A 25085-nucleotide genomic window follows, 5' to 3' on the forward strand; every position below is an offset into this window, starting at 1 on the left:
CTCCCCTTCCTTCGCGCCCCCGCCCTCCCCCACCTCGCGCACCGACCCGTCCGGACCGTCCGGCCTGTCCGGCCTGGACGGCCCGCCCGGCCCCTCCGCCGGCCCGGTCCGCGCCCCTCCCGCTGTCCCGTTCTCCGTGTCCGCTGTCGTGGTCTTCGTCGCCATCGTGCGCTCCGTCATCGGAAGAGTCGCCGCCATGTCTCGGGGCCGGGGTAGCCGTCGGCGTCCCGGCCGGTCCAGCCCTGGGCCCGCTGGAACGCCTCGACGTTGCGGCGGTCCGCCTCCGTCCACCGAGGTCCGGGGCCGGAGGTGTAGTACGTGCCGAAACCTTTGGTCACCAGCCGCTTCCCGAGGCTGGTGACGTAACCGCTGGACTGGCCGGGCCGGAACCAGCCGGTGCCCGGGAACGCCGTACCGCCGCCGTCGGAGGGACCGCCGCCGATCTCCCGGCCCACGCCGTTGACCAGGTACGACCAGGTCACCGGGCCCGGGATGCCGTCCGCCTCGGCGCCGGTCCAGCCCTGCGCCCGCTGGAACGCCTCGGTGGCCCGGCGGTCCGCCTCGGTCCAGCGCGGCCCCGGCCCGGAGGCGTAGAACCGGCCGCCGCCGCGTGCCACCAGCATCCGGCCCAGCCGGGTGACGTGAGCATTGTCGGCGCCCGGTCCGAAATACCCGGCACCGGGAAAGGCCGGAGTTCCGGTGTCCGTTCCGCCGCCCGGAGTGCCGCCGCCGGCCAGCCCCCGGTAGCGATAGGCGACGTACCGCGCGGAATTGCTCCAGTAGGCGTACGGGGTCGGCCGTTTCACCGCGTGCGGCCGGGTCTGCTCGTACGCGATGTAGCGCGTACGGGAGGAATCGGTCCAGCCGCCGAAAAGGGTGACGTGGGAGCCCGCCCCCGGATTCGCCGGGTTGTGGAACAGCAGCATGTCGCCGGGCCGCAATGCGCTCTTCGGTATGCGGATGCCGTACTGGGCGAGGCTTCCGGTCCACTGGTTGCCGCCGAGATTCCAGGCCATCGAAATGAATCCGGAGCAGTCCTGGCGGTAGCCGTCCGACCAGTGGCGATGCATGTCGTACGGGACCTGGGCGCTGATCCAGCGCTGGGCCCGCGCGATGATCTGGTCCCGGGTGAGGGTCCGGAGGGTGCGCGCCGCCGCGACGGTGCCATGCCCGCTGCCCGTGCCCCCGTACAGCCCGCCGACCCGGCCTTGCGGGGTGGTGACGGAGAACACATCGGCCCGCCCCGGGGCGCCGACCGGGCCCGCGAAGCTGCCGCCGTCGAGCGCCACGGCGGGCCCGGCGCCGGAAACGCCGCTGCTCAGGACGGTTCCGGCGGTCGCGACGAGGACCAGCGCGCGGCGGGCGCCGTGTGCGCCGGGGTGTCCGCCGTCCCGGACGGCCGGGGCGTGCCGGCGCGCGCGCCGCCGCTGGACGCAGCCGCCGCAGGAGCAGCTGTCCGCGGGGTCGAATTCCACGAATACCGGCACTGTCATTTCAGTTCCGCTCCAGGCCCGTTCCGTTCCCGTTCCCGTTCGCACCTGCCACAGCTTCTCAACTGGCAGGCGATACCGCATGTTGACGGGGCAACTGATGATCTTGTACCACGAATCGATACTCACAGACCAAAACGGGCGCGCGAAACGGCGAAGGTCCCGAGATCGCGGGACCTTCGCCCCGGCACCCCGGGGAATTCCGGCCCGGCGCCCCCGGCCCCGGAATCCCCCGGAAAGCCGGTGACACAGGTCACACATTCGGCCGGTCCGGGCGGCCGGGCAGGTGGTCGGGAGCACCCCCGGAGTTCGTGTAAAGTTTTCTTCGTCAGCGCGCGCCGCTAGCTCAGTTGGTTAGAGCAGCTGACTCTTAATCAGCGGGTCCGGGGTTCGAGTCCCTGGCGGCGCACGTCACACCGAGGTCCCTCGCAGCAGCGAGGGGCCTCGGTGCTTTTGCGGTACACCCGGCGCCGGGCCGGTGGCTCGCTGGTCAAAACGGTGATCGGGGTGCACAGTCGCACAATGGCGCGCGACATCCAGGAGCGGATCAAGAAGCTCATCATCGACCGGCGGCTGGCCCCCGGCGCCCCGCTGCCCACCGAGACGGATCTGATGGCGCTGCTCGGGGTCAGCCGGAACTCCGTGCGCGAGGCGCTCAAGGCGTTGCAGGCGATGGGCATCGTGGAGATCCGGCACGGTTTCGGCACCTACGTCGGGCCGATGTCGATGGCCCCGATGACCGAGGGGCTGGCCTTCCGTACGGTGGCCGGCCACTACCGCGGCGAGGACAGCCTGCTCCAGCTGCTGGAGCTGCGTGAGGCGGTGGAGACCGGGCTGATCGCGCGGCTGGCGGGCCAGGTGCCCGCGGCGGACCTCGCGGAGCTGGACGAGCTGGTGGCGCGGATGGCGGCGGAGGCGGCGGACGGCGCGGTGCGCGCCGACACCGACCGGGCCTTTCACGCGGCGCTCTACCGGGGGCTCGACAACCGGCTGCTGAGCGAGGTGCTGGACGCGTTCTGGGAGGCGTTCCACCGCGTACGGACGGACCTGGCCGGACTGGGTGCCGACCCGCGGGTCACCCACCGCCAGCACGCGGACATCCTCGCGGCGGTACGGGGCGGGGACGCGCAGCGCGCGGAGCAGGCCGTACGCCGCCATTTCGACAACATCCGCCAGCGGCTGCGCAGTTCAGGACCGAAATAATGCCCCCTGCGACCCAACCCGTCCATCAATGCACTCACATGCCCGGTAAACACCTCGTTTCACCCTTGCGATCAAGATTGAGGTCCGGGACCCTGACGGGATACTGGAGCCCAACTGAGCCTGTGCACGCTCAAGTTGGGTGACATACCGGTTGCGATGAGTGTGGGAGTGGGGACCCCGCTGCATGGAATGCACATGCAAACGGGAATCATGCAACCGGAAGACGGCCGTCCTACGTCTAAGGCGTAGGCGGCCGACACCATTTGCGCCCGGGTCGGTCGAGGGGGACCGAGGACTCGGGCCATGAGAAGACGGGCACGCAGCCAGCATGCGTGCCGGGGGGATGGACTCATGACGTCGCCGCCTACCGGCGCCCGGCAGGAGCACCAGTACGACCCGTCCGCGACCACGCGCCTGCGCGTGCCGCGCCAGCACTGGCCGCGCCGGCCGCAGCGCAAGCCGCTGCCGCGCTACGACTACGAGCACTACAGCCGCCTCGCCGGGCCGCTCACCCAGCCGGACCCGGACAAGCCCTACAAGGTGCGCTACCGCAGCCTGCTGGCGGACGAACCGCACCGAATACGCGCGGCGTTGCTGCTCGGCGCCGCTCCCCTGCTCTCGCTCGGCCTGCTCGCCTGGCTGATGCAGCCGGCCCACTGGACCGAACGCGACTACCCCGCCTATGACTTCCTGCCGGTCCTGGACATCGTCATGCTGGTCTCGATCGGGCTGATCGAGTTCTTCCGCTGCATGAACGTCCTGTCCAACGCCCACGCCACCCTGGTGGCCCGCGACCCCATCCCGGTCGTCCCCGAACACGGCACCCGCGTCGCCTTCCTGACCTCCTTCGTGCCCGGCAAGGAGCCGCTGGAGATGGTGACGAAGACGCTGGAGGCGGCCGTCAAGGTGCGCCACCGCGGCCTGTTGCACGTCTGGCTCCTCGACGAGGGCGACGACCCGGGCGTCAAGGCCGTCTGCGAGCGCCTGGGCGTGCACCACTTCACGCGCAAGGGCATCCCGCAGTGGAACCGGAAGAAGGGCCCGCACCGCGCCAAGACCAAGCACGGCAACTACAACGCCTGGCTCCAGGCGCACGGTGACGCCTACGACTTCTTCGCCTCCGTCGACACCGACCACGTGCCGCTGCCCAACTACCTGGAGCGGATGCTCGGATTCTTCCGCGACCCGAACGTCGGCTTCGTCATCGGCCCGCAGGTGTACGGCAATTACGACACGTTCGTCACCAAGGCGGCCGAGTCGCAGCAGTTCCTCTTCCACGCGCTGATCCAGCGGGCCGGCAACCGCTACGGCGCGCCCATGTTCGTCGGCACCTCCAACGCCGTACGCATCAAGGCCCTGAAGCAGATCGGCGGCCTGTACGACTCGATCACCGAGGACATGGCGACCGGCTTCGAGATGCACCGGCACCGCAACCCGGAGACCGGCAAGAAGTGGCGCTCGGTCTACACCCCGGACGTGCTCGCGGTCGGTGAGGGGCCCACCGCCTGGACGGACTTCTTCACCCAGCAGCTGCGCTGGTCGCGCGGGACGTACGAGACGCTGCTCAAGCAGTTCTGGAAGGCGCCCTTCACGCTGCCGCCGGGCACCTTCTTCAACTACACGATGATGGTCATCTTCTACCCGATGTCCGCCCTGAACTGGATCCTGGCGGCCCTCAGCTGCGCGCTGTTCCTGGGCCTGGGCGCCTCGGGCGTCCAGATCGACCCGTCGGTGTGGATGATGCTGTACGGCAACGCCTCGGCGCTGCAGATCGGGCTGTACGTCTGGAACCGCCGGCACAACGTCTCGCCGCACGAGCCGGAGGGCTCCGGCGGGGTGGCCGGCATGGTGATGTCCGCGCTCTCCGCGCCGATCTACGCCCGCTCGCTGTTCGACGCGGCGCTGCGCCGCAAGAGCAAGTTCGTGGTGACGCCGAAGGGCGACTCCTCCAGCCCGGACACCCTCTTCGGCACGTTCCGGGTCCACCTCTTCTTCATCCTGGTCTTCGGCGGCTCGCTGGGCGCCTCGTTCTACTTCGGGCACAGCCACCCGGCGATGGTCACCTGGGCCTCGCTGGCGCTGCTGATCACCGCGGCGCCGATCTTCGCCTGGCGCTGGGGCATCCGGCAGGACAAGCGCAGGAAGGAGCGCGGGCACGCGTCGTCCGGCGACGGCCCGCAGCAGGCTCCGCATCCGCAGCGCCCGCCCGGCTGGGCGGCGCCCGGCGGGCGCCCGGCCCCCGCCGACCCGGGTCACCGTACGGCCGCCGACCAGACCGCCGAGATCGCCCTTGGGGGACGTCACCCATGAAATACCGTCCGAGCCGGCGCACCCGCAGAGTCGCGATAGGCGCGGCGGTGGTGCTCGCACTGGCGGGGATGAACGGGCCGGCCCTGTTCGGGTTCGTCTCGGACCAGTACCACCAGTACAAGATCAATCAGCCGGAGTACAAGGCGTCCAACGGCCACTGGGACGTGGTGGACGTACCGCCCGAGTACAAGATCAATACGATTCACGCCGCACTGCTGCACACCGGCAAGGTGCTGCTGGTCGCCGGGTCCGGGAACAACGCCAAGAACTTCGCGGCGAAGTCGTTCCGTACCGTCCTGTGGGACCCGGTGAAGAACACCTTCAAGAACATCCCCACCCCGAAGGACCTCTTCTGCTCGGGCCACACCCAGCTGCCGGACGGCAAGCTGCTGGTGGCCGGCGGCACCCAGCGCTACGAGAAGCTCGGCGGCGACGTGAAGAAGGCCGGCGGGCTGATGATCGTCTACAACGAGAGCCCGGACGCGCCGAAGACCTTCCCGGCCGGGACGCTGTTCACCGGCAAGCAGAACGGCAAGACCTTCGTGTCCAAGGACCCGGTGGTGGTGCCGCGCGCCAAGAAGAAGGCGGACCCGAGGACCGGCAAGGTCACGGTCACGCACAGCGAGGCCAGGGTCTATGTGGAGGCGCTCAAGGAGGGCCGCGAGCACTCCACCGGCGCCCAGGACAACTACCGTATCCACGGCCTGGCCGGCGCCGACGCCCGGAACTTCTACGGCATCGCGCAGAAGCTGTCCTTCGACAAGAAGGACTTCCAGGGGATCAAGGACTCGTTCGAGTTCGACCCGGTGGCCGAGCGCTACATACCGGTGGACCCGATGAACGAGGCCCGCTGGTACCCGACCCTGACCAGCCTGGAGGACGGCAAGGTGCTGTCCACCTCCGGGCTCGACGAGATCGGCCAGGTCGTCCCGGGCAAGCAGGAGGTCTACGACCCGAAGACGAAGAAGTGGACCTACCTGCCCAAGCAGCGCTTCTTCCCGACCTACCCCGCGCTCTTCCTCACCGAGAAGGGCCGGCTGCTCTACACCGGCTCCAACGCCGGGTACGGGCCCGACAACGTCGGGCGCACCCCGGGCATCTGGGACCTGAAGACGAACAAGTTCCAGGTCATCCCCGGCATGAGCGATCCGGACGTGCTGGAGACCTCGATGTCCGTGCTGCTGCCGCCCGCGCAGGACCAGCGCTACATGGTGCTGGGCGGCGGCGGGGTCGGCGAGGACCCGAAGGCGACCGACAAGACACGGCTGGTGGATCTGCACGCCGACAAGCCGCGCTTCAAGGACGGGCCGCCGCTGTACGCGAAGGCGCGCTACCCGAGCAGTGTGATCCTGCCCGACGACACGGTCCTGACCACCAACGGCTCGGGCGACTACCGCGGGCGCAGTGACAGCAACATCCTCAAGGCCGAGCTGTACGACCCGAAGGCCAACACCTCGCGGCCGGTGGCCGATCCGCTGGTGGGGCGCAACTACCACTCCGGCGCGCTGCTGCTGCCGGACGGCCGGGTGATGACGTTCGGCTCGGACTCGCTGTTCGCCGACAAGGACAACACCAAGCCCGGCGTCTTCCAGCAGCAGATCGACATCTGGACGCCGCCGTACCTCTACCGGGACTCCCGGCCGGAGCTGACGGATCCGGGGCCGAAGACGGTACAACTGGGCGGCACCGCCACGTACCGGACCAAGCACACCTCGTCCATCAAGAAGATGCGGCTGATGCGGCCGGGTTCGTTCACGCACGTCACCAACATCGAACAGCGGTCGATCGCACTGGACTTCAAGGTGGGCAAGGACGGGGTCACGGTCACCCTGCCGAAGGACCCGACGCTGGTGCCGCCCGGCTGGTACATGCTCAACGCCGTGGACGACCAGGGCACCCCGTCCAAGGCGGTCTGGGTGAAGGTCCCGACGGCGACCAAGGCGCAGCTGAAGGGGCTCGGCCTGAACTGAACCGGGTGACGGCCGACCGGTCCGTGACGGTTGCGGGGTGCTCCGGGAGTTCCCGGAGCACCCCGCGGTCATGTGCGCGCTGCGGCTACTTCGTATTGCGCGCGAGCCCCAGCGCGTAACTCGGCCACCAGTCGCCCGCCTTGGGCCCGCCCTTGCAGGTACCGTCCGACTCGCCGGGCCGCTTTATCCACAGGTAGGCGTCCACGAGGGGATCGCCGGTGCGGGTCGTGGGGGTGGCGCCCAGGGCGCGGCCGCTCGGGTTGCACCAGTTCTCGTGGTCGTCGCCGCCGGGGGCCGGGCCGTTGCCGTTGCGGCTGGTGTCGATGACGAAGTGCTTGCCGCCGACCATCGAGGACAGCCGCTTGCCGTACTTCTTGTTCTCCTCGGTGGTCTGGAAGTTGGAGATGTTGAGCGCGAAGCCGTCGGCCTTGTCGATGCCCGCCCGCTTCAGCGGCTCCACCATGCGGCCCGGGTCCTTGATCCAGTGCGGGTTGCCCGCGTCCAGGTAGACCTTGGTGTGCGGCAGGGCCTTGAGCTTGCCGACGGCCTCCGTCAGCAGGGCGTAGCGCTCCTCGTGGAACTGCTCGGGGGTGCACTTGTCCTCGATGTGCGGCAGCGCGTCCGGCTCCAGGACGACCGTGGTCGGGCGGTCGCCGATGCCCTTGAGCACACCGTCCAGCCAGGCGCGGTACGCGTTGCCGTCCGCGGCGCCGCCCTTGGAATAGCTGCCGCAGTCCCGGTGCGGGATGTTGTACAGGACGAGCAGGGCCTCCCGGCCGGCCTTGGACGCCGCCTCCGTGAAGCCGCGGGCCTCCCCCTGCGGGTCGTCGACGCCGATCCATTCGGCCACCGGCTGCGCCGCTATCTTGTCGATCTCGCGCGCGTCGCCTTCCTTGCCGTCCTTGGCGTACGCGGCGGCCTGCCGGGCCGCCTTGCCGTCCGGGTTGACCCAGTACGGCACCGTGGACTTGGGCTGCTGCCCGGGCCTGGCCCCGGCCTTCCCGTCCGGCTCACCGTCGTCGGACGACGAGAAGCACCCGGACACCAGCAGCAGCGCCCCCAGCGCCGATGCCGCGCCGAACACGCCACGCCGGCGGGCGGCGCGGCGCTCACCCGGGGGGCCGCCCCCGGATCCCCGCACGTTGCCGTACATCCACTCCCCCCTCGGAGCACGGGACAAGACCGGTCGAATCCATCCTGGCACATGCCCCTCAGCCACAGGCGAGCCTGTGGACAACCTGTTACGCCCCGGCCGCCCGGGCCGAAAATCGCCGCGCGGTGCCGTTCGCGGCCCAACTCCCCCTAGGCGGCGGGGTGCAGTCGTTCTACAGTGAACCCCAGTGTGAGCTTTATGTTGGTCACCTGGCCCCAGCCCCTGGTCGGGCCCGTGCACGCGCCTGAGTGCAGGCGCCCACGCACCTCCCGCCGGCGGCAGGGCAACTCCCGCAGTCCTGACACTCCGGCGGTCGAGGACCGGCCGGTCGGCGGTTCAGGGGGAGCGAGCCGCCGGCCGGGAACGGTCGGGCTGCCGGGCTCCATCCCCCGTCCGCGGTCTCAACTCCGCGGTGCGGGCGTCACCTTGCTGAGATACGCGTGCACGACGACGTTGGCGGTGTAGGCGTCCCGCTCCCGGTCGAAGGTGCCCGCGCAGGTGATCAGGCGCAGTTCCGCGCGCCCCGGCTCCCGCGCGCCGTAGACCTTCCGCGGCACGAACCGCCGCCGGTCGTAGATCTTCACGTCCTCGACCGTGAACCGGGCGGTGCTGCCGTCCGCCCGGCGCACGTCCACCGGCTGCCCCGGCTTGACGCTGCCGAGGCGGTGGAAGACCGCCCGCCGGTCGGTCGTGTCGACGTGGCCGACCAGCACCGCGGCGCCCGCCGTGCCCGGCTGCGGCCCCTCGGCGTACCAGCCGACGAGCCCCGGAGTGCGGTACGGCGGCGCGTCCACCGCACCGGTCGCGTCCAGCCCGGTCCTGACCACACCGGCCCGTACGCCCAGCGCGCCGATCGCCACCTCGGTGGGGCGGCCCTCCGGAGTGGTGGCCAGCGGAGCGTGCGTGGCGGGCAGTTCCTGTCCGAGCGGGCGGCCGACGGCCGCCACGTCGCCGGTGGTGGGCCCCTTCGCCAGGTCGCCGCCGTCGGTCAGGTCCCGTCCCCACAGCCACAGGCCCAGCAGCAGCGCCGCCCAGGCCGTCCCGGCGGCCATCCGGCCGCGTCCCTGACCGTACGGGGGGCGGCGGCCCGCCACCGGGTGGTCGTCATCCGGCATCGCCATCGTCCGATCCCTTGCGCCGGCGCCGCATCCGCAGCACCTGTCCGGTGAGCGCGAGCGCCGCGCCCCCTGCCAGCACCAGCCCCACCGCGTACACGCCGTCGCCCTCGTGGCTCGCGGCCGTCCGTACGGCCGCCGTCCGCACCAGCACGGCACGTGACCCGTTCACGCGCGCCGCGGCCCGGTGCCCGGCGGCGGGACGCGCGGCCGTACCGCCGCCTCCGGCCCGTACGGGCGCGGAGGGTGAGGCGGCCGGGTCGGCGGAGGCCCCGGGGGCCGGGGCGGCCAGCGGCGCGGCAGCGAAATCCGCGCTGTCTTCCGCCGGGTCCGCCGAGTTCGCCGCCGCACCATCCGCGGCACGCGCGGGCGCCGGTACGACTTCGAACGTGCCCGCGGCCCGCGCGTCCTCGCCGTCGCACCGGACGGAGACCGTGTACGCGCCGGGGTCCGCGGTGGAGCGCACCCGCGCGTCGCCCACCAGTCCCGCGGCGACCCGCCCCAGCGGCACCGCGTCGACGAAGGCGTCCGAAGTGGCGCGGCCCGTACGCCCCGTACAGCCGGTGACCTGGAGGGCCGTGTCGGTGCCCGGCGCGACGGCCGACGGGGTGACCGCGACCGCGCCGCCCGCGGCGCCCGGCGTCCGGCCCGTGGCCGCGAGCGCGGACCCCGGAGTCAGCGCCGCGACCGCGAGGGCGGCACAGAGAGTGAATCCCGGTGAGCGCATGGTGAACCTCCGAACACTTCCGAAGGTCCGCCCGGCGGCCGGATCCCGCACCCGGTACGGGCCGGTACTGCGCCGTTCGGGTGAGCGGCGGCCGGGGCCCGGCGCACGCCGGTCCGGCGTGCGCCGGGCCCGGGCCGCGCCGGGCTACACCAGGTCGACGAGGTCCGCGATGGAGTCCACGACCCGCGACGGCCGGAACGGGTGCCGCTCGATGTCGTTCTTGCCGGTCAGCCCGGTGAGCACCAGGAACGTCTCCATGCCCGCCTCCAGTCCGGCCAGCACGTCGGTGTCCATCCGGTCGCCGATCATCGCGGAGGTCTCGCTGTGCGCGCCGATGACGTTCAGGCCGTGCCGCATCATCAGCGGGTTGGGCTTGCCGACGAAGTACGGCTCCACGCCCGTCGCCTTGGTGATCAGCGCGGCCACCGAGCCGGTCGCGGGCAGCGCGCCGTCCGCCGAGGGGCCGGTCTCGTCGGGGTTGGTGGCGATGAACCGGGCGCCGTCGTTGATCAGCCGGATGGCCTTGGTGAGCGCCTCGAAGCTGTAGGTGCGGGTCTCGCCCAGCACCACGTAGTCGGGCTCGTGGTCGGTGAGGACGTACCCGATGTCGTGCAGGGCGGTGGTCAGGCCCGCCTCGCCGATGACATAGGCGGTGCCGGACGGCCGCTGCTCGTCCAGGAACTGGGCGGTGGCCAGCGCGGAGGTCCAGATGGACTCCCAGGGCACGTCCAGGCCGATCCGGCTGAGCCGGGCGTGCAGGTCGCGCGGGGTGTAGATGGAGTTGTTGGTCAGGACGAGGAAGGGCCTGCCCGATTCGCGCAGCCGCTTGATGAAGGCGTCCGCACCGGGCACCGGGATGCCCTCGTGCATCAGCACCCCGTCCATGTCCGTCAGCCATGACTCGATCGGCTTGCGCTCTGCCACTGCCGGTCTCCCGCCGTGCGTGTCTGCCAGGGGCGCCGGCCGTGCCCGCGCCGTCGCGGGGCCCCGTACGTCCCGCCCGTCACCCCGGGTGACCTGCGTCTCGTACGTACGGCCGACGCCCCCAGCCTAAGTCAGCCACCGTGCTCCCGGGTCTGGTGGCAGGAGCGGCGGGGCCGACGGTCAGCTCCTCGTCGCCGTCTTCCAGGCGTCCAGGTAGGTGGACAGGTTCTTGTCGATGTCGTTCCAGTCCGGGCGGAAGATGTCGACACCTTGCATGATCTTGGCGAGTTCGGTGGCGTTGCGGTCGGTGGGCTTGATGTCCGTACGGGCCGCGAAGCCGCCGCCGACCGCGGAGACCTGCCGCTGCACCTCCGGGGAGAGCAGGTGGTCGAGGAACTTCCTGGCCTGGGCCGCGTGCGGGGCGTTCTTGACCAGGCCGGCCGCGTACGGCAGTGCGAAGGTGGACGGCTTGGCGCCGGGCCTGGCCGCCGGGAAGAAGATGCCCTGGTTCGGCATGGACTTCATGTTGGCGTAGTTCATCTGCACGTCGCCGTTGGCGACAAGGAGTTCGCCCTTGTCGGTCTTGGGGGCGAGCTGGCCGGTGGAGGAGGACGGGCCGACGTTGTTGGCCTGGAGTCTCTTGAGGAAGTCCATGGCCGGGCCCTGGCCGCCGAAGTCGTGCAGGGCCTGGACGACGACGGCGGTGCCGTCCCCGGCGACGCCCGGCGTGGAGTACTGGAGCTTGCCCTTGAAGCGGGCGTCCGTCAGGTCCTGCCAGGTACGGGGCGCCTCCTTGAGCTGCTGCTTGTTGTAGATGAAGCAGAAGTAGTTGTTGACGACGGCGGTCCACCTGCCGTCCGGGTCCTTGTTCGCGGCGGCGACCTGTTCGGAGCCCTTGGGGCGGTAGGTCTCCAGCAGGCCCTTGCCGTCGGCCTGCTGGATGAACGGGGGCAGGGTGACGACGATGTCCGCCTTGGTGTTGGCCTTCTCGCGGGCCAGCCGCTGCACGGCGGCGCCGGACCCGCTCTCGACCAGGTTGATCTTGATGCCGGTCTTCTTCTCGTAATCCTCGAAGACCCGGTCGTAGAAGCCGTCGCCCCGCTCGCCGCGCAGGCCGTCGGCGCTGTAGACGGTGATTTCCTTGGCGTTGGCGTCGGCGCGGGAGGCACCGCCGCAGCCGGTCAGGGCGGCGGCGAGGAGCGCGGCTCCGCAGACGGCGGCGGTCGGCTTGAGGGGGAAGTGGCTGCGCATGGCGTGGCGTCTCTCCTTGGCAGGGGTGGTGGGGAGCGTCAGCGGTACGAGGCTTTGGTACGGATACGGGAGACGGCGAGCAGGACGAGCAGCGTGGCGGCCATCAGCACCACCGCGAGCGCGGCGCCCGCGAACAGCGCGCCCCGGTCGGTCGTGGCGAAGACCCGTACCGGCAGCGGCAGCCAGTCCGGCGGGTAGATCATCATCGTGGCGCTCAGCTCGCCCATGGACAGCGCGAAGCACAGGCCAGCGGCGGCGGTCAGGGACGGCAGCAGGAGGGGCAGTTTCACGCGCCACAGGACGTAGGCGGGGCGCGCGCCGAGGCCTGCGGCGCTCTGCTCGTACGCCGGGTCCAGGCGGGCCAGCGCGGCCGTCACGGACTGGTGGGCGAAGGCGGTGACCAGGACCGTGTGCGCGATGACGACGATCTGCGGGGTGCCGTTCAGCAGCAGCGGCGGCTGCGAGAAGGCGACCAGCAGCGACAGGCCCACCACGACGGACGGCACCGCGACCGGCAGCATGAACAGTGCGTCGAGCACCTTGCGGGCGCGGGGCCGCAGCCGCTGCGCGGCCAGCGCGGCCCAGGTGCCGGCGGCCAGCGCGAGCAGGCTCGCGGCGACCGCCGTGACCAGGCTGGTGACCAGGGCCCGGAGGGAGTCGCCCTGGGTGATGTCCCGGTAGTGCGCGAGCGTCGGGCCGGACGGCAGCGCGCCGCTCCAGCTGCTCGCGAAGGACGCCGCGACGATCACCAGCAGCGGCAGCGCGAACACCGGCAGGAACAGGACGAGGAACAGGGTCCAGACGGCCCGGCGGGCGCCTTTGCTATGCACGAGCACGGTGCCCGTCACCTCCCGTGGACGGCGTACGCGCCCCGCCCGCCCGCGCGGCCACGGCCCGGTACAGGGCGTAAAGGGCCAGGGACAGCGCGATGTTGACGACGGCGACGACGCACGCCCCCGTGTAGTCGCCGTCCAGAATGGCCTTCGTGTAGATGAGCACCGGCAGGGTGACCACGTCCTTGGCGCCGGTGAACAGCACGATCCCGAACTCGTTCAGCGTCAGCACCAGGACGAGGGCCCCGCCCGCCGCCAGCGAGGGCAGCGCCTCGGGCCAGATCACCTTCCGTACGATCCGGGCGGGCCGGGCACCGAGCGAGGCGGCGGCCTCCAGCTGTCCGGTCTCGACCTGGGAGAAGGCCGCGAGCAGCGGGCGCATCACGAAGGGGGTGAAGTAGGTGATCTCGGCGAGCAGCACGCCCCAGGGGGTGCGCAGGAAGTCGAAGGGCCCGCCCGCGGCGCCGGTGGCGTCCGCCCACAGGCCGTTGGCCAGGCCGGCCGTGCCGTAGACGAAGAGCAGCGCGAGGGTGATCAGGAAGGACGGGAAGGCGAGGAAGACGTCGATGAAGCGGCCGATCGCCCGGCTGCCCGGGAACGGCACGAACGCGATGACCAGGGCGAGGGCGAAGCCGAGCAGCAGGCAGCCGGCGGTGGCGCCGAGGGCGATCAGCACGGTGTTGCCGAACGCGTCGGTGAAGGACGCTTCGGCGAAGACCTGCGCGTACGGGGCGGTGGACAGCGGGCCGCCCTCGTCCTGGGTGAAGGATTGCCGTACGACCAGGACCAGCGGGTAGAGGAAGACGAGCCCGAGGGCGAGGAGCGGCGGAAGGGCCCACAACGCCGAAGAGACTTTCCGGCGCTCTCCTCGGTACCGCTCCCTGGTCGGCCGCGGCGGCGCGGGCGTGCCCGGCCTACTCATCGTCCGTGCTCCCCGCTCCGGCCGGCAGCAGCACCGCGTCCTCGGCGGCGAAGTGCAGGGTGATGTCGCTGCCGTGCTCCGGCGTCGTCCGCAGTTCGCGCAGGTCGGCCATGACGCGGTGCCCGGCCACGTCCGCGTACACCCGGTGGGTCGCGCCGCGCCACTGCACCTCGGTGACGCGGCCGTGCAGCGTGTTGGGGCCGTCGCCGAGGCCGACCAGGTGCGGGCGTACGCACAGCGTCGCGGACGCGCCGGGCGCCGCGCCTTCGGCGGGGGTGACGGTCAGCCGCGTACCGGCGAAGTCGGCCGTGCCGTCCGGACCGGCGGTCACCGGCAGGAGGTTGGCGTTGCCGACGAAGGAGGCGGTGAACTCGGTGCGGGGGCGGCGGTAGAGGTCCTGCGGGGTGCCGCAGTCGCGCAGCCGCGCGCGGTCCATGACGGCGATCCGGTCCGCCAGCGTCAGCGCTTCCACCTGGTCGTGGGTGACGTACAGGACCGATACGTCGGGCAGATCCCGGTGCAGCCGCGCCAGTTCGGCGAGCATGCCGGAGCGCAGCCGGGTGTCGAGGGCGGACAGCGGTTCGTCCAGGAGGAGCACGCCGGGGCGGATGGCCAGCGCCCGCGCGATGGCGACGCGCTGCTGCTGCCCGCCGGACAGCTCGCGCGGGTGGCGCCGGGCGTACGCGGCCATGCCGGTCATCTCCAGCGCCTCGGCCACCCGCGCGGCGGTCTCGGCGCGCGACGCGGTGCGCCCGCGCCGCGCCTTGAGGCCGAAGGCGACGTTGTCCTCGACGCGCAGATGCGGGAAGAGGGCGTACTGCTGGACGACCATGCCGATGCCGCGCCGGTGCGGCGGCAGCCCGGTCACGTCCCGGCCGCCGATCAGCACCCGCCCGGCACACGGCCGGACGAACCCGGCGACCGCCCGCAGCGCGGTGGTCTTGCCCGACCCGGACGGCCCGAGCAGCGCCATCACCTCGCCCGGTTCGACGGTCAGGTCGAAGGAGTCCAGGACGACGTTCTCGCCGTATGCGACGGAGACGTTGTCGAAGCGGATGCCGGAGGGGGCCGCCGGGGCCCGGCCCCCGGCGGCCGTTCCGGCCGTCGTGGTGGCGGCGCTCATGAGGGCCACTCCGGCCGCGGGCCGTCGAGCAGGGCGGGCAGGCCGGCCACCGAACCGAGAACGTGGGTGGCGCCCGCGTCGCGCAGCGCCGCCTCGTCGTGGGCGCCGGTCAGCACCCCGGCGACGACGGAGGCGCCCGCGCGCCGCCCGGAGAGCATGTCGTACGAGGTGTCCCCGGCCACCGCGACCTGCCGCACGGAGTCGGCGGCGCCGGTACGCAGCAGCGCCGTCAGCACCAGGTCCGGGTACGGCCGTCCGCGTCCGCCCGCGTCGGCCGGGCACAGGGTCAGCGCCGCCAGGTCCCGCCAGCCGAGGGCGTCCAGGATCGCGTCCTGGGTGACCCGCGCGAAGCCGGTGGTCAGCACGACCGTGCGGCCCGCGTCCCGCAGAGCCTCGATCGCCTCCCGGGCGCCGGGCACGGGGGCGATCCGCCCGGCGTCGACCAACTCCCCGTACGCCTCCTCGAAGGCGGCGTTGGCGCGCCGGGCCCGCTCCTCGTCCCCGTAGAGGTGCCGGAAGACGGAGATCTTGGACTCGCCCATGGTGGCGCGGACGTACGCCAGTTGCTCGGCGTGCTCGGGACTGCCCGGTACGACGCCGAGCCGCCCTGCCGCAGCGGCGAACGCCTGCTCCACCAGCCCGCCGTCGGCGACCGTGGTCCCCGCCATGTCGAGGACGACGAGGGAAACCGCCGTGTCCGCCGCGTCATTGATGTGCATCGGTCTCACCAGCCCAGTTCGTTCGCGGTGTCCTCGGCCAGCGCCGGGGAGCAGGTCATGCCGCGTCCGCCGGGTCCGGTGACCAGCCAGACGCCGTCCCGTACCTGCTGCCGGTGCACGACGCGGGAAGGGTCGGTGCACTGCGCGTACACCCCCGCCCAGCGGCGGCGCACGGCGGGCAGCGGGCGGCCGAGCAGCCCCTCGACGACCGAGGTCAGGTGCTCGTACGGGTCCTCGACCACGTCGAACCCGAAGGGCGTCGCGTATTCGTGGGTGTCGCCGATCGTCAGGCCGCCGTCGGCGCGCTGCACCATCAGCAGCTGCATCCGGTGCTCGGCGGCGACCGACGGCTGCGGCTGCGCGGCGGCGAGCGCGTCCAGCTCCGGGCCGGCGTAGGCCGGGTAGTAGCGGAAGCTGTCCGCGTCGGCGACGGAGGTGGTCAGGGTTTCGCCGAGCGGCGCGGTCTGCATCATCTGGAGCCGGACCCGGCGCACCGGCAGGTCGGGCGCCAGCTCGCGGACCAGGCCGCCGAGCCAGGCGCCGGTGCACAGCACGACGGCGTCGCCCTCGTGCAGGTCGCCGTGGTCGTCGCGGACGGCCCGTTCGCCGACGACGTCGCGTACCTCGCGCCCGCCGAGGAAGGTGTAGCGCCCGGACGCCGACAGCGCTTCCCGCAGCGCGCGCTGGGCGGTACGCGGCTCCACCGCGGCGTCCCGTTCGCACCAGAGCGCTCCGGCGAACTTCCCGCGAAGGGCGGGGTTGAGGGCCCGGGTCTCGTCCGCGTCGAGCAGCTTGTACCCGCGGGACGCGGCGTCGGGACGGCGTACGGCCGCCTCGGCGATGGCGCGCTCGGCGGCGTCGCGTACGACGGTGAGGGAACCGTTCGGCCGGAAACCGAGCCCGGGGACCCGCTCCCCCAGGCCCTCCCACAGCTCACGGGCCCGCAGCGCGGTGGCCAGCTCCGGGCCCCCGGCCCGCCCGCCGACCCAGACCAGTCCGAAATTGCGCACCGAGGCACCGCGCGCCTCGGCCTCCCGCTCGATGTGCACGACCTCGTGGCCGCGCTCGACCGCTTGCCAGGCGTGCAGGGTTCCCAGCACACCCGCTCCGACAACTATGACTCGCATGCCCGGAACGCTCCTGGGGACGGGTGGCGCGTGGCGGTCCGGGAGGGGGCGGGGCGGTGAACGGGGCCGCAAGTTTGGCCTAGACCCGTTATCTTTTCGTTACTAACGGGCTCCGGGCCGCGGGCTGTTCGATCAGCCGCCCAGGTGGGTCGTGAAGGAGAACCGGTCCCCCCGGTAGAGCGAGCGGACGCGCTCCAGCGGCAGGCCGCGGGTGTCCCGGGACAGGCGGTGGATGAGGAGCATCGGCAGGGCGCCGGGGGTGCCGATCAGGAGGGCTTCGCGCGGGGTGGCCAGTACGGTCTCCAGGCGCTCGTCCGCGTCGCCGAAGCCGATGCCCAGGCGCTCGTGGAGGTAGGCGTAGAAGGAGGAGTCGGGCTCGAACTCGGCGTCCAGGCGCGGCACGCGGGCCACGGCGACGTACGTGCTCTCCAGTCCGACCCGTTCGTCGTCCGCGAGCAGCACCCGTTCCATGTGCCAGACCTCGTCGCCGAGTTGCAGGCCCAGTTCGCCCGCCAGCTTCTCCGGCGCGGGGAAGCGGTCCAGGCCGACCAGGTGGCGGCCCGGCCGGCGGCCCTGTTTCCGTACGCCCTCGGTGTAGCTCGCCAGGGACAGCGGCTGTTCCAGCTTCGGGCCCGCGACGACGGTGCCGCGGCCCAGGCGCCGCAGCCGCCCCTCCAGGTGGAGTTCGCGGAGCGCCTGGCGCAGCGTCTCCCGGGACACCTCGAAGCGCAGGGCCAGTTCGCGTTCGGCCGGCAGCGCCTCGCCCTCGCCCAGCTCGGCGAGCAGCGCCCCCAGTTGGACCTTCGCCGCGTAGTACTTGGGGATGCGTCCGTGCTCGGGGATGCCGGAGCGGATCGGTGCGCCAGGTTCCTGGCGGTTCGGGTAGTCCACCGGGCGATCCTCGCACCCTGGACACCGCCGGAGGTTACGGGTTGCCGACGCGGAGGGGGCTCGCTGGTGTCCTGCTCGGCGCGCCGTCGGTGGTCCGCTCAGCGCGCGGTCGGTGGTCCGCTCGGCGGCTCCGATGTTCTGCTCAGCGGCTTCGGTGTCCTGCTCAGCGCCGCCGGAGGCGGCGGGCGGCGGCCAGCAGGAGGGCGCCCGCGGCCAGGAGCACCAGGGCGACGGCGCCGATACGGGTGACGGCGGCGGCTCCGGTGTCCGCGAGGTGGGGCGGGTGGTCGGACCGGTCGGCCGGTCGGTCGGCCGCACGGTCTGCCGCGTTCGCCGCCGGGGGCCACTCGGCCGCCGTCCGCACCTCCGCCCGGTACCCGGGGCTCTCGGCGGCGGTCGCGGCCGGGCCCGCGAAGGACACGGCGGCCAGCAGTGCGGCCGGGACGGTGGCGCGCGTCAGCGCGCGGGGCGGGCGCACGGGCATGACGGACCTCCCTGCTCGCCCGGCGCGGACGGGCGGCCCGGACCGGACCGTTCGTATCTCGTATGACCGGTCGTTCCGGACCTTGCCACGGGCGTGCACCCGCCGGGCCTCGACGCCCCGGTACGCACCTGCGATCGCCCGAATGCCGCACGTTCAGCGCGGTTCCGCCGCCCCTCCGCCCCCGAACGGCGTTCCCGGCGCGCCGAACAGCGGCGCGAGGACGAGGTGCGCCGCGCCGTCCGCCACCGCCTGCGCGCCCCCTTCGGCCACGGCCACGGGGATCGCGGACGTGCCGCCGTCGCCCCGGATGCGGGCCTGTTCGGCCAGGGCCCCGGCCACGCCGCGTACATACGTATCGGAACGTGCCAGCACCGTACGGCCGCCGAGCAGCACCCGGTCGATGTCCAGCAGCTCCACCAGGTTGGCCGCGGCCACGCCCAGGATGCGGGCCGCCTCGGCGGGCTCGCCGCGCGCCGCCCGGTCGAGGCACAGCGCCTCGACGCAGCCGCGCTTGCCGCACCCGCAGCGCGGGCCGTCCAGTTGCAGCACCTGGTGCCCGAACTCCCCCGCGCCGGTCCTGGCCCCCCGGTACAGCACGCCGCCGAGCACCAGGCCGGCGCCCAGACCCGTACCGAGGTGGAGGTACGCGAACGAGCCGCGCCCGTCCGGCGCGCGCCGGGCCAGGCCGAGGGCGGCGGCGTTGGTGTCCTTGTCGAGGACGACGGGCAGGCCGAGCCGTTCGGCGAGCGCGTCGCGCAGCGGGAAGCCGTCCCAGTCCGGGAAACCGGTGACCCGGCGCAGCACCCCGGCCGTGTGGTCCAGCGGCCCGGGGCAGGCGGCGCCGACGCCCAGGACGCGGGACGAGCGGGCCTCATCCGGGAGCGCCGCGAGCTGCCCGGCCACCGTGTCGAGCACGGCGGAGGCGCCCGCGCCGAGGTCGAGCGGGGCGGTCCGCGCGGCGACGGTGCGGCCGGCGAGGTCGGTGAGGACGGCGGTCAGCTCGTCGCGGTCCAGGTGCAGGCCGATCGCGTACCGGGCTTCGGGCACCAGGCGCAGCACCGTGGGCGGCTTGCCGCCGGTGGAGGCGCGGCGGCCCGCCTCGGCGACCAGGCCGTCCACCCGCAGCCGGGCGAGGATCTTGCTGACGGCCTGCGGGGTCAGGCCGGTGTGCGCGGCCAGCTCCAGCCGGCTGACGCCCGCCGGACCGGCCGCCCGCAGCAGCCCCAGCATCAGCGCGGCGTTGTGGCCGCGCAGCGCGGGCAGGCCGGCTCCGCCGCCCGGCGGCGCGGGGGCCGGAGCAGCGGCGCGCGGCGAGGTGGCCGGTGTGGCATCACCGGGCGGCGCGGGGGCCGGTCCGGCGACACGTTCATCGGGGTCGTGGCTGGTCACCCATCCATTGTCCGCATTGCTTGCACTTTGGCAACAGCGTTGCTTAAGTGGAGCGCATGAACGACTCCCCCGGCACACCGCTCCGCGTCGGCCTGATCGGCTACGGCCTGGCCGGCTCGGTCTTCCACGCCCCGCTGATCGCCGCGACCCGCGGCCTGGTACTGGACACCGTCTCCACCAGCAGCCCCGACCGGCAGGCGCAGGCCCGCGCCGAGCACCCCCAGGTCCGTACGGTCGCCACCCCCGACGAGGTCCTGGCCCGCGCCGGCGAACTGGACCTGGTCGTCATCGCCTCCCCCAACAAGACCCACGTCCCGCTGGCCACCGCGGCGCTGGAGGCCGGCCTGCCGGTGGTCGTCGACAAGCCGCTCTCCGGGACGGCCGCCGAGGCCGAGCGGCTGGCCGCCCTCGCGGACGACCGCGGCCTGCTGCTCTCCGTCTTCCAGAACCGCCGCTGGGACAACGACTTCCGTACGGTGCACAAGCTGATCACCGAGGGCGCGCTCGGTGACGTGCTGCGCTTCGAGTCGCGCTTCGAGCGCTGGCGGCCGAAGCCGAAGGGCGGCTGGCGCGAGTCCGGCGACCCGGCCGAGATCGGCGGGCTGCTGTACGACCTGGGCAGCCACGTCGCCGACCAGGCGCTCGCCCTCTTCGGGCCGGTCACCCAGGTCTACGCCGAGTCCGACGTGCGCCGTCCGGGTGCCGAGGCCGACGACGACACCTTCCTCGCCCTCACCCATGCGAACGGCGTCCGCTCGCACCTGTGGGTGAGCGCGACCACCGCCCAGCTCGGGCCGCGCTTCCGGGTGCTGGGCAGCCTGGCGGGTTACGTGAAGTACGGCCTGGACCCGCAGGAGGCGGCGCTGCGCGAGGGCCTGCGGCCGGGCGGGAACACGGCCGGGTGGGGCGCGGAACCCGAGGCGTCGTGGGGCCGGATCGGCGCCGGGGAGTCCCCGCTGACCGGCGGCGGCGCCCCCGTACCGACCCTGCCCGGCGACTACCCCGCGTACTACGCCGCCGTCGCGGAGGCCCTGCGCACCGGCGGCCGTCCGCCGGTGAGCGCCCGGGAAGCGGCAGCCACGCTGCGCGTACTGGAAGCGGCGAAGACATCGGCGGCCGAGGGCCGCACGGTCCGGATCGAGGAGTCGGCGTGAGCAGCATGAACGGCATGAACGGCACGGGTGTGCTGAACGGCACGGACGAGCGGGAGGCCGCGCGCCACCAGGTCCGCGAACTGGAGGAGCAGGAACGCCGCCTGGTCCTGGACCGCTTCGGCAACGAGGACGCGTGGCGGCTCGGCTGCCTGCTGACGGACCTGGCGCGCGAGCGCGGCGCGGCCGTGACGGTGGACATCCGGCGCGGCGGACAGCAGCTGTTCCATTGCGCGCTGCCCGGCACGTCGGCGGACAACGACGCGTGGATCGAACGCAAGTGCCGCGTCGTGGAACGGTACGCGGAGTCGTCGTACCTGGTCGGCGCCCGTTTCCGCGCCAAAGGCCGGACCTTCGAGGAATCGTCCCGCCTCGACCCGGACCGCTACGCCGCGCACGGTGGCGCCTTCCCCGTACGGCTGCGCGGTACGGGTGTCGTCGGCACGGTAGCGGTCTCCGGCCTCCCCCAGGGCGACGACCACGCGCTGGTGGTCGACGCCCTGGGGCGCTACATCGAGCAGCAGCCGGAGGGCTGACAGGGCGTCAGCCGGAGCGGCGCCGGGTGCGGATGATCAGTACGAGCACCACACCACAGATCACGGCGGCCACCGCCGCCCCGATGAACATCGGATCCTGGAACCCACTGCCACTGTGCGCCAGCTGATCCCCACCGTCGGTGGGGGCCGGACTGGGGACGGGGGTGTGGGAGGAGTCGGTGGGAGTGGGAGTGGGAGTGGAGGTTGGGGCCGGGGTTGGAGTGGCTGAGGTGGGGGACGGTTCGGGGTCGGTCGGAGCTGGGGTCGGCTCCGTGGGGCCGGAGGTCGGCTCGGTCGGGCCCGGAGTGGGGTCGGTCGGGCCGGGGGTCGGCTCGGTGGGAGACGGGGACGGCTCGGTGGGAGACGGGGACGGCTCGGTCGGAGATGGTGTGGGTTCGGTCGGAGATGGTGTGGGTCCGGTCGGACTCGGAGTCGGGGGCGGCTCGGTCGGAGTCGGGCTCGGCTCCGTGGGCGATGGCGTCGGGGTCGGAGTCGGGGTCGGTTCCGTGGGCGACGGGCTGGGCTCGGTCGGCGACGGCGACGGCTCCGTGGGCGACGGCGACGGCTCCGTGGGCGACGGACTCGGCTCCGTGGGCGACGGCGTCGGTTCGGTCGGTGACGGACTCGGCTCGGTCGGCGACGGCGTCGGCTCCGTAGGCGAAGGCGACGGCTCAGTCGGACTCGGCGACGGCTCTGTAGGCGAGGGCGACGGCTCGGTCGGACTCGGCGACGGAGTCTGGCCCCCGCAGTCCGGCAGATCCCCGTCGAACGGATAGTTGTGCATCTCGGCGCCGGACGTCGAGGTGTGCACCAGCGAACCGACCGTGAAGAACCGGCCGTTCATGCCCGGCACCGACACCGTCGTCGTGCTGCCCTGCCGGCCGACCAGCACACTCCCCTGGAACTGCGCGCCGCCCTTGAACTCGACCGTGTTCGCGTCCGGGAAGTTCCACAGCAGCCGCTGCCGGATGCCGGGCGGCTGGAGGTCGTGTCCGATGTACGTGTTGATCGTGCGGGCGTCCCCGAGCATGTTGACCAGGACGGTCGCGCCCTCCGGAATCCCGGTGAACGTGATGCCCTGGGCGCCGCCGTTGCGCCCCATCAGGTCGAAGTCGACGTTGAAGACCTGGAGGGCGGACCTGCCGTCACCGGTGAAGACCGTCGAGTAGCCCTGGTTGACGGCGGTGCCGGTCGCGGGCCGCGGCCCGTCCCCGGTGCGCGCGTAGCACCGGCTGCTCGCCGTGAGGTCGGGCACCAGCCTGCGGTACGGGTCGGCGGCGCCGGGCCGCTGGTCCGCCTGGGGAATCACGGTGCCGCTGAGCCTGCCCTCGTAGGCGACGACACCGTGCGTGCTGCCCTCCTCGGCGAGCAGCCGCTGCCCGGGGGCGATGGTGACGTCACCGCCCACGGTCAGGAAGTCGAAGCCGTTGGGCGGCGGCACCCGGGAGCCGACACCGACGATGCCCACGTTGTAGACGCTGGACCCGCCGGTCTTGTTCATCTCGAAGTTGCCGAGAGTGACGATCTTCCCTTCGGCCTCCGCGGCCGAGCCGCCGACACGGAAGTCCCCGCCGACAAAGATGTTGAGGTTCTCGTCCCGGCCGGTCACCGGTCCGTTGTTCGGATCGTCGTACGAGGACGGGCAGCCGCTCCCCAGGCACGGGCCGAGGCCGTCGGGCAGCGGGGCCGCGAAGCCGAACGCCGCGAACAGGCCGAGGAGCACGGCGGCGACGGCTCCCAGCGCGGCGGCACCCACCACATGGGACCGTTTTGTCTTTTTTGCAGGCATATACGCACTATGTGCGCGGGTCGGCCGGGCACCCGGACGGCCCGCGCACCCGTACGGCGAGTCCCCCTGTCCAGCCGACAGCCGGCCGCCCGGCCGCCACCCGCGACCGCGACCGTTCCTGAGTGGCCGTCAGGCCGCCTTCAGCACCTGCCGCTGCCGCCCCAGGCCGTCGATCTCCAGCTCCACCACATCACCGGCGCGCAGATACGGCTTGGGCTCCGGGCAGCCCATCGCCACGCCCGCCGGGGTGCCGGTGTTGATGACGTCGCCCGGGTACAGGGTCATGAACCGGCTGAGGTAACGGACCACTTCGGCCACCGGGAAGATCTGCCCGGCGGTCGTGCCGTCCTGCCGCAGCGTGCCGTTGACCCACAGCCGTACGCCCAGCGCCTGCGGGTCGGGCACCTCGTCGGCCGTCACCAGCCACGGGCCCAGCGGATTGAACGTCTCGCAGTTCTTGCCCTTGTCCCACTGGCCGCCGCGTTCGATCTGGAACTCCCGTTCGGAGACGTCGTGCGCGATCGTGTAGCCGGCGACGGCCGCGCGGGCCTCGTCGTCGGTCTCCAGGTAGCGCGCGGTCCGGCCGATGACGACGGCCAGTTCCGCCTCCCAGTCGGTCTTCACACTGCCGCGCGGCACCAGCACCGGGTCGTCGGGGCCGACGACCGTGTCCGGCGCCTTCAGGAAGACGATCGGTTCGGCCGGTACGGCGGCGCCGGTCTCGCGGGCGTGGTCGTGGTAGTTCAGCCCGATGCACACGACCTTGCCGATCCGGGCGACGGGCGGGCCGGTGCGCAGCCCGGCCGGGTCCAGGCGCGGCAGCACACCGGCGGCGGCCGCCGCCCGTATCCGCGCAAGGGCCGGGGCGTCCGCCAGCAGGGCCCCGTCGATGTCCGTGACCAGCGACGACAGGTCGCGCAGGGCGCCCTGATCGTCGAGCAGCGCCGGGCGTTCCGCCCCCACCGAACCGACACGCAGCAGCTTCATCGGTACAACTCCCGTGGTCGAAGGGTCGGTCCGGGAGGGCTCTCCCGGACCGGCCGATGGGGACGGCCATCGAGCGATTCGGACGATCGTCCAAGAACGGCGTCCGCTCCGCAAGACCCGGTTCACGTACTGGACCGTTACCCGGCCGTACGGGCCCGGGTCCCGGCCCCCTCCGCACGCGTACGGTCCACGCCGCCGTCCCGGTGCAGCAGCGCCCGTTCGCACGCCGTCCACGCCGTGGTCGTCACGAGGTAGAGCGCCGCCGCCAGCGGCAGCACCGCGACGCTGATCAGCGTCCCGAAGGACAGCAGCGGCATCACCTTCAGCATCCCGCCGAGACCGGGCACCGCCCCGTCGACGGCCGTGCCCTCCCCGGCGCTCCGCGCCATCGTCGTACGCGCCCGCCGGTAGTTCCAGAAGGCGACCGCCGCGGCCAGGGCGAACAGCGCGAGGTAGACCAGACCGTGTGCCCCGAACGGGCCGCCGTCCGCGAGGGCCTGCGACCAGTGGCCACCGAGCGGCGCGCCCAGCAGTGTGTGCCCGAGCAGGCCGCTGCCGTCGTCGGTGAACAGGTGGTACATGAGGAAGAAGACGGGCAGTTGCAGGAGCGCGGGCAGGCAGCCGGCCAGCGGCGAGGTGCCGGTCTCGGCGTAGAGCGCGGCCGTCGCCTCCCGCAGCCGCTCGGGGTCCTTCGCGTACTTCTGCCGCAGCGCGGCCAGGCGCGGGGCGTGTGCGGCGCGGGCCTTCTCGCCGCGGGCGGCGGCGCGGGCGAGCGGGTGCAGGGCGGCCCGTACGCACAGGGTGAAAAGGACGATCGCGGCGGCCGTGGCGGAGGCGCCGAAGAGCGGTGCGATGACGTCGGCGGCCTGGGACAGCGCGCTGCCCAGGGTGGAGAAAACGGACATGGGTGAGCCCTCCACGGGTCTCGTCGTGCCGGGATGGGAATTCGGCGTGACGAGCCGCGCGGGCCCCGCGACATGTGCGGAAGGTG

The 25085-nt window shown here is 72.7% G+C and carries 22 protein-coding genes and 1 tRNA gene; 6 read left to right on the forward strand and 17 right to left on the reverse strand.

From position 1 onward, the window contains the following. Nucleotides 1-176: 176 nt before the first annotated feature. The gene (locus tag IH45_RS0128270; RefSeq protein WP_030674516.1) at nucleotides 177-1493 is read right to left on the reverse strand and encodes a peptidoglycan-binding protein; all 1317 of its coding nucleotides are present in this window, start codon (nucleotides 1491-1493) and stop codon (nucleotides 177-179) included. A gap of 332 nt (nucleotides 1494-1825) precedes the next feature. Between IH45_RS0128270 and IH45_RS0128275 the strand changes: the two genes are divergently transcribed. The 4 genes from IH45_RS0128275 (at nucleotide 1826) to glxA (ending at nucleotide 6973) form a co-directional block, all read left to right on the forward strand. Next, nucleotides 1826-1899: transfer RNA gene (locus tag IH45_RS0128275), tRNA-Lys, on the forward strand. A 113-nt stretch (nucleotides 1900-2012) separates the two neighbouring features. Beyond that, entirely contained in the window at nucleotides 2013-2693 is a 681-nt protein-coding gene (locus tag IH45_RS0128280; RefSeq protein ID WP_030674519.1) for a FadR/GntR family transcriptional regulator, read from the forward strand. A 351-nt stretch (nucleotides 2694-3044) separates the two neighbouring features. Beyond that, the gene (locus tag IH45_RS0128285; RefSeq protein ID WP_030674521.1) at nucleotides 3045-5003 is read left to right on the forward strand and encodes a glycosyltransferase family 2 protein; all 1959 of its coding nucleotides are present in this window, start codon (nucleotides 3045-3047) and stop codon (nucleotides 5001-5003) included. Then, nucleotides 5000-6973 (forward strand): radical copper oxidase GlxA, encoded by a 1974-nt coding sequence (gene glxA / locus IH45_RS0128290; protein ID WP_032918599.1) that lies wholly within the window; start codon nucleotides 5000-5002, stop codon nucleotides 6971-6973. The genes IH45_RS0128285 and glxA overlap by 4 nt, the downstream gene beginning before the upstream one ends. An 85-nt stretch (nucleotides 6974-7058) precedes the next feature. Here the strand turns inward: glxA and IH45_RS0128295 are convergent, their stop codons facing one another. The 13 genes from IH45_RS0128295 to IH45_RS0128355 form a co-directional block, all read right to left on the reverse strand. Then, nucleotides 7059-8126: a glycoside hydrolase family 6 protein gene (locus IH45_RS0128295; RefSeq protein ID WP_030674527.1), complete on the reverse strand. Its 1068-nt coding sequence runs from the start codon at nucleotides 8124-8126 to the stop codon at nucleotides 7059-7061. Between the two features lie 401 nt (nucleotides 8127-8527). After that, on the reverse strand, nucleotides 8528-9247 hold the full coding sequence (locus IH45_RS0128300) for a class F sortase (protein ID WP_050515242.1): 720 nt from the start codon (nucleotides 9245-9247) through the stop codon (nucleotides 8528-8530). Beyond that, on the reverse strand, nucleotides 9231-9968 hold the full coding sequence (locus IH45_RS1000000148965; protein ID WP_050515243.1) for a hypothetical protein: 738 nt from the start codon (nucleotides 9966-9968) through the stop codon (nucleotides 9231-9233). Before IH45_RS1000000148965 ends, IH45_RS0128300 begins: the two co-directional genes overlap by 17 nt. 144 nt (nucleotides 9969-10112) lie before the next feature. Next, complete coding sequence (locus IH45_RS0128310) at nucleotides 10113-10892, reverse strand: HAD-IIA family hydrolase (protein ID WP_030674535.1); 780 nt, start codon at nucleotides 10890-10892, stop codon at nucleotides 10113-10115. A gap of 180 nt (nucleotides 10893-11072) precedes the next feature. Further along, nucleotides 11073-12143 (reverse strand): 2-aminoethylphosphonate ABC transporter substrate-binding protein, encoded by a 1071-nt coding sequence (locus IH45_RS0128315; protein ID WP_030674538.1) that lies wholly within the window; start codon nucleotides 12141-12143, stop codon nucleotides 11073-11075. 38 nt (nucleotides 12144-12181) lie between these two features. Further along, on the reverse strand, nucleotides 12182-12979 hold the full coding sequence (locus IH45_RS0128320; RefSeq protein ID WP_030674540.1) for an ABC transporter permease: 798 nt from the start codon (nucleotides 12977-12979) through the stop codon (nucleotides 12182-12184). Further along, nucleotides 12966-13898 (reverse strand): 2-aminoethylphosphonate ABC transporter permease subunit, encoded by a 933-nt coding sequence (locus tag IH45_RS0128325; protein WP_032918600.1) that lies wholly within the window; start codon nucleotides 13896-13898, stop codon nucleotides 12966-12968. Before IH45_RS0128325 ends, IH45_RS0128320 begins: the two co-directional genes overlap by 14 nt. Continuing rightward, nucleotides 13891-15021: an ABC transporter ATP-binding protein gene (locus IH45_RS0128330; RefSeq protein WP_030674543.1), complete on the reverse strand. Its 1131-nt coding sequence runs from the start codon at nucleotides 15019-15021 to the stop codon at nucleotides 13891-13893. The genes IH45_RS0128325 and IH45_RS0128330 overlap by 8 nt, the downstream gene beginning before the upstream one ends. Beyond that, the gene (locus IH45_RS0128335; protein ID WP_030674546.1) at nucleotides 15018-15740 is read right to left on the reverse strand and encodes a phosphonatase-like hydrolase; all 723 of its coding nucleotides are present in this window, start codon (nucleotides 15738-15740) and stop codon (nucleotides 15018-15020) included. The genes IH45_RS0128330 and IH45_RS0128335 overlap by 4 nt, the downstream gene beginning before the upstream one ends. Before the next feature lie 5 nt (nucleotides 15741-15745). After that, complete coding sequence (locus tag IH45_RS0128340) at nucleotides 15746-16867, reverse strand: TIGR03364 family FAD-dependent oxidoreductase (protein ID WP_030674548.1); 1122 nt, start codon at nucleotides 16865-16867, stop codon at nucleotides 15746-15748. Nucleotides 16868-16999: 132 nt separating this feature from the next. Then, nucleotides 17000-17758 carry a GntR family transcriptional regulator gene (locus IH45_RS0128345; protein WP_030674550.1) on the reverse strand — a complete coding sequence of 253 codons (759 nt, stop codon included), beginning with the start codon at nucleotides 17756-17758 and terminating at the stop codon, nucleotides 17000-17002. 163 nt (nucleotides 17759-17921) lie between these two features. Next, nucleotides 17922-18242: a hypothetical protein gene (locus tag IH45_RS0128350; protein ID WP_030674552.1), complete on the reverse strand. Its 321-nt coding sequence runs from the start codon at nucleotides 18240-18242 to the stop codon at nucleotides 17922-17924. Nucleotides 18243-18395: 153 nt separating this feature from the next. Beyond that, the gene (locus tag IH45_RS0128355; protein WP_394298716.1) at nucleotides 18396-19631 is read right to left on the reverse strand and encodes an ROK family protein; all 1236 of its coding nucleotides are present in this window, start codon (nucleotides 19629-19631) and stop codon (nucleotides 18396-18398) included. A gap of 56 nt (nucleotides 19632-19687) precedes the next feature. Here IH45_RS0128355 and IH45_RS0128360 point away from each other — a divergent pair, with 56 nt between their 5' ends. Further along, a complete protein-coding gene (locus tag IH45_RS0128360) occupies nucleotides 19688-20785 on the forward strand; it encodes a Gfo/Idh/MocA family oxidoreductase (protein WP_030674556.1) in 1098 nt (365 codons plus the stop codon). Nucleotides 20786-20799: 14 nt separating this feature from the next. Beyond that, nucleotides 20800-21318: a heme-degrading domain-containing protein gene (locus IH45_RS0128365; RefSeq protein ID WP_030674558.1), complete on the forward strand. Its 519-nt coding sequence runs from the start codon at nucleotides 20800-20802 to the stop codon at nucleotides 21316-21318. Nucleotides 21319-21325: 7 nt separating this feature from the next. Here the strand turns inward: IH45_RS0128365 and IH45_RS0128370 are convergent, their stop codons facing one another. The 3 genes from IH45_RS0128370 to IH45_RS0128380 form a co-directional block, all read right to left on the reverse strand. Beyond that, nucleotides 21326-23107 (reverse strand): choice-of-anchor A family protein, encoded by a 1782-nt coding sequence (locus IH45_RS0128370; protein ID WP_063763064.1) that lies wholly within the window; start codon nucleotides 23105-23107, stop codon nucleotides 21326-21328. Between the two features lie 129 nt (nucleotides 23108-23236). Continuing rightward, on the reverse strand, nucleotides 23237-24094 hold the full coding sequence (locus IH45_RS0128375; protein ID WP_030674562.1) for a fumarylacetoacetate hydrolase family protein: 858 nt from the start codon (nucleotides 24092-24094) through the stop codon (nucleotides 23237-23239). A 137-nt stretch (nucleotides 24095-24231) separates the two neighbouring features. Next, on the reverse strand, nucleotides 24232-24999 hold the full coding sequence (locus IH45_RS0128380) for a YidC/Oxa1 family membrane protein insertase (RefSeq protein ID WP_030674564.1): 768 nt from the start codon (nucleotides 24997-24999) through the stop codon (nucleotides 24232-24234). Nucleotides 25000-25085: the final 86 nt, after the last annotated feature.

It is taken from the genome of Streptomyces rimosus subsp. rimosus, from assembly GCF_000720725.1.
Taxonomy (GTDB): Bacteria; Actinomycetota; Actinomycetes; order Streptomycetales; family Streptomycetaceae; genus Streptomyces; species Streptomyces rimosus_A.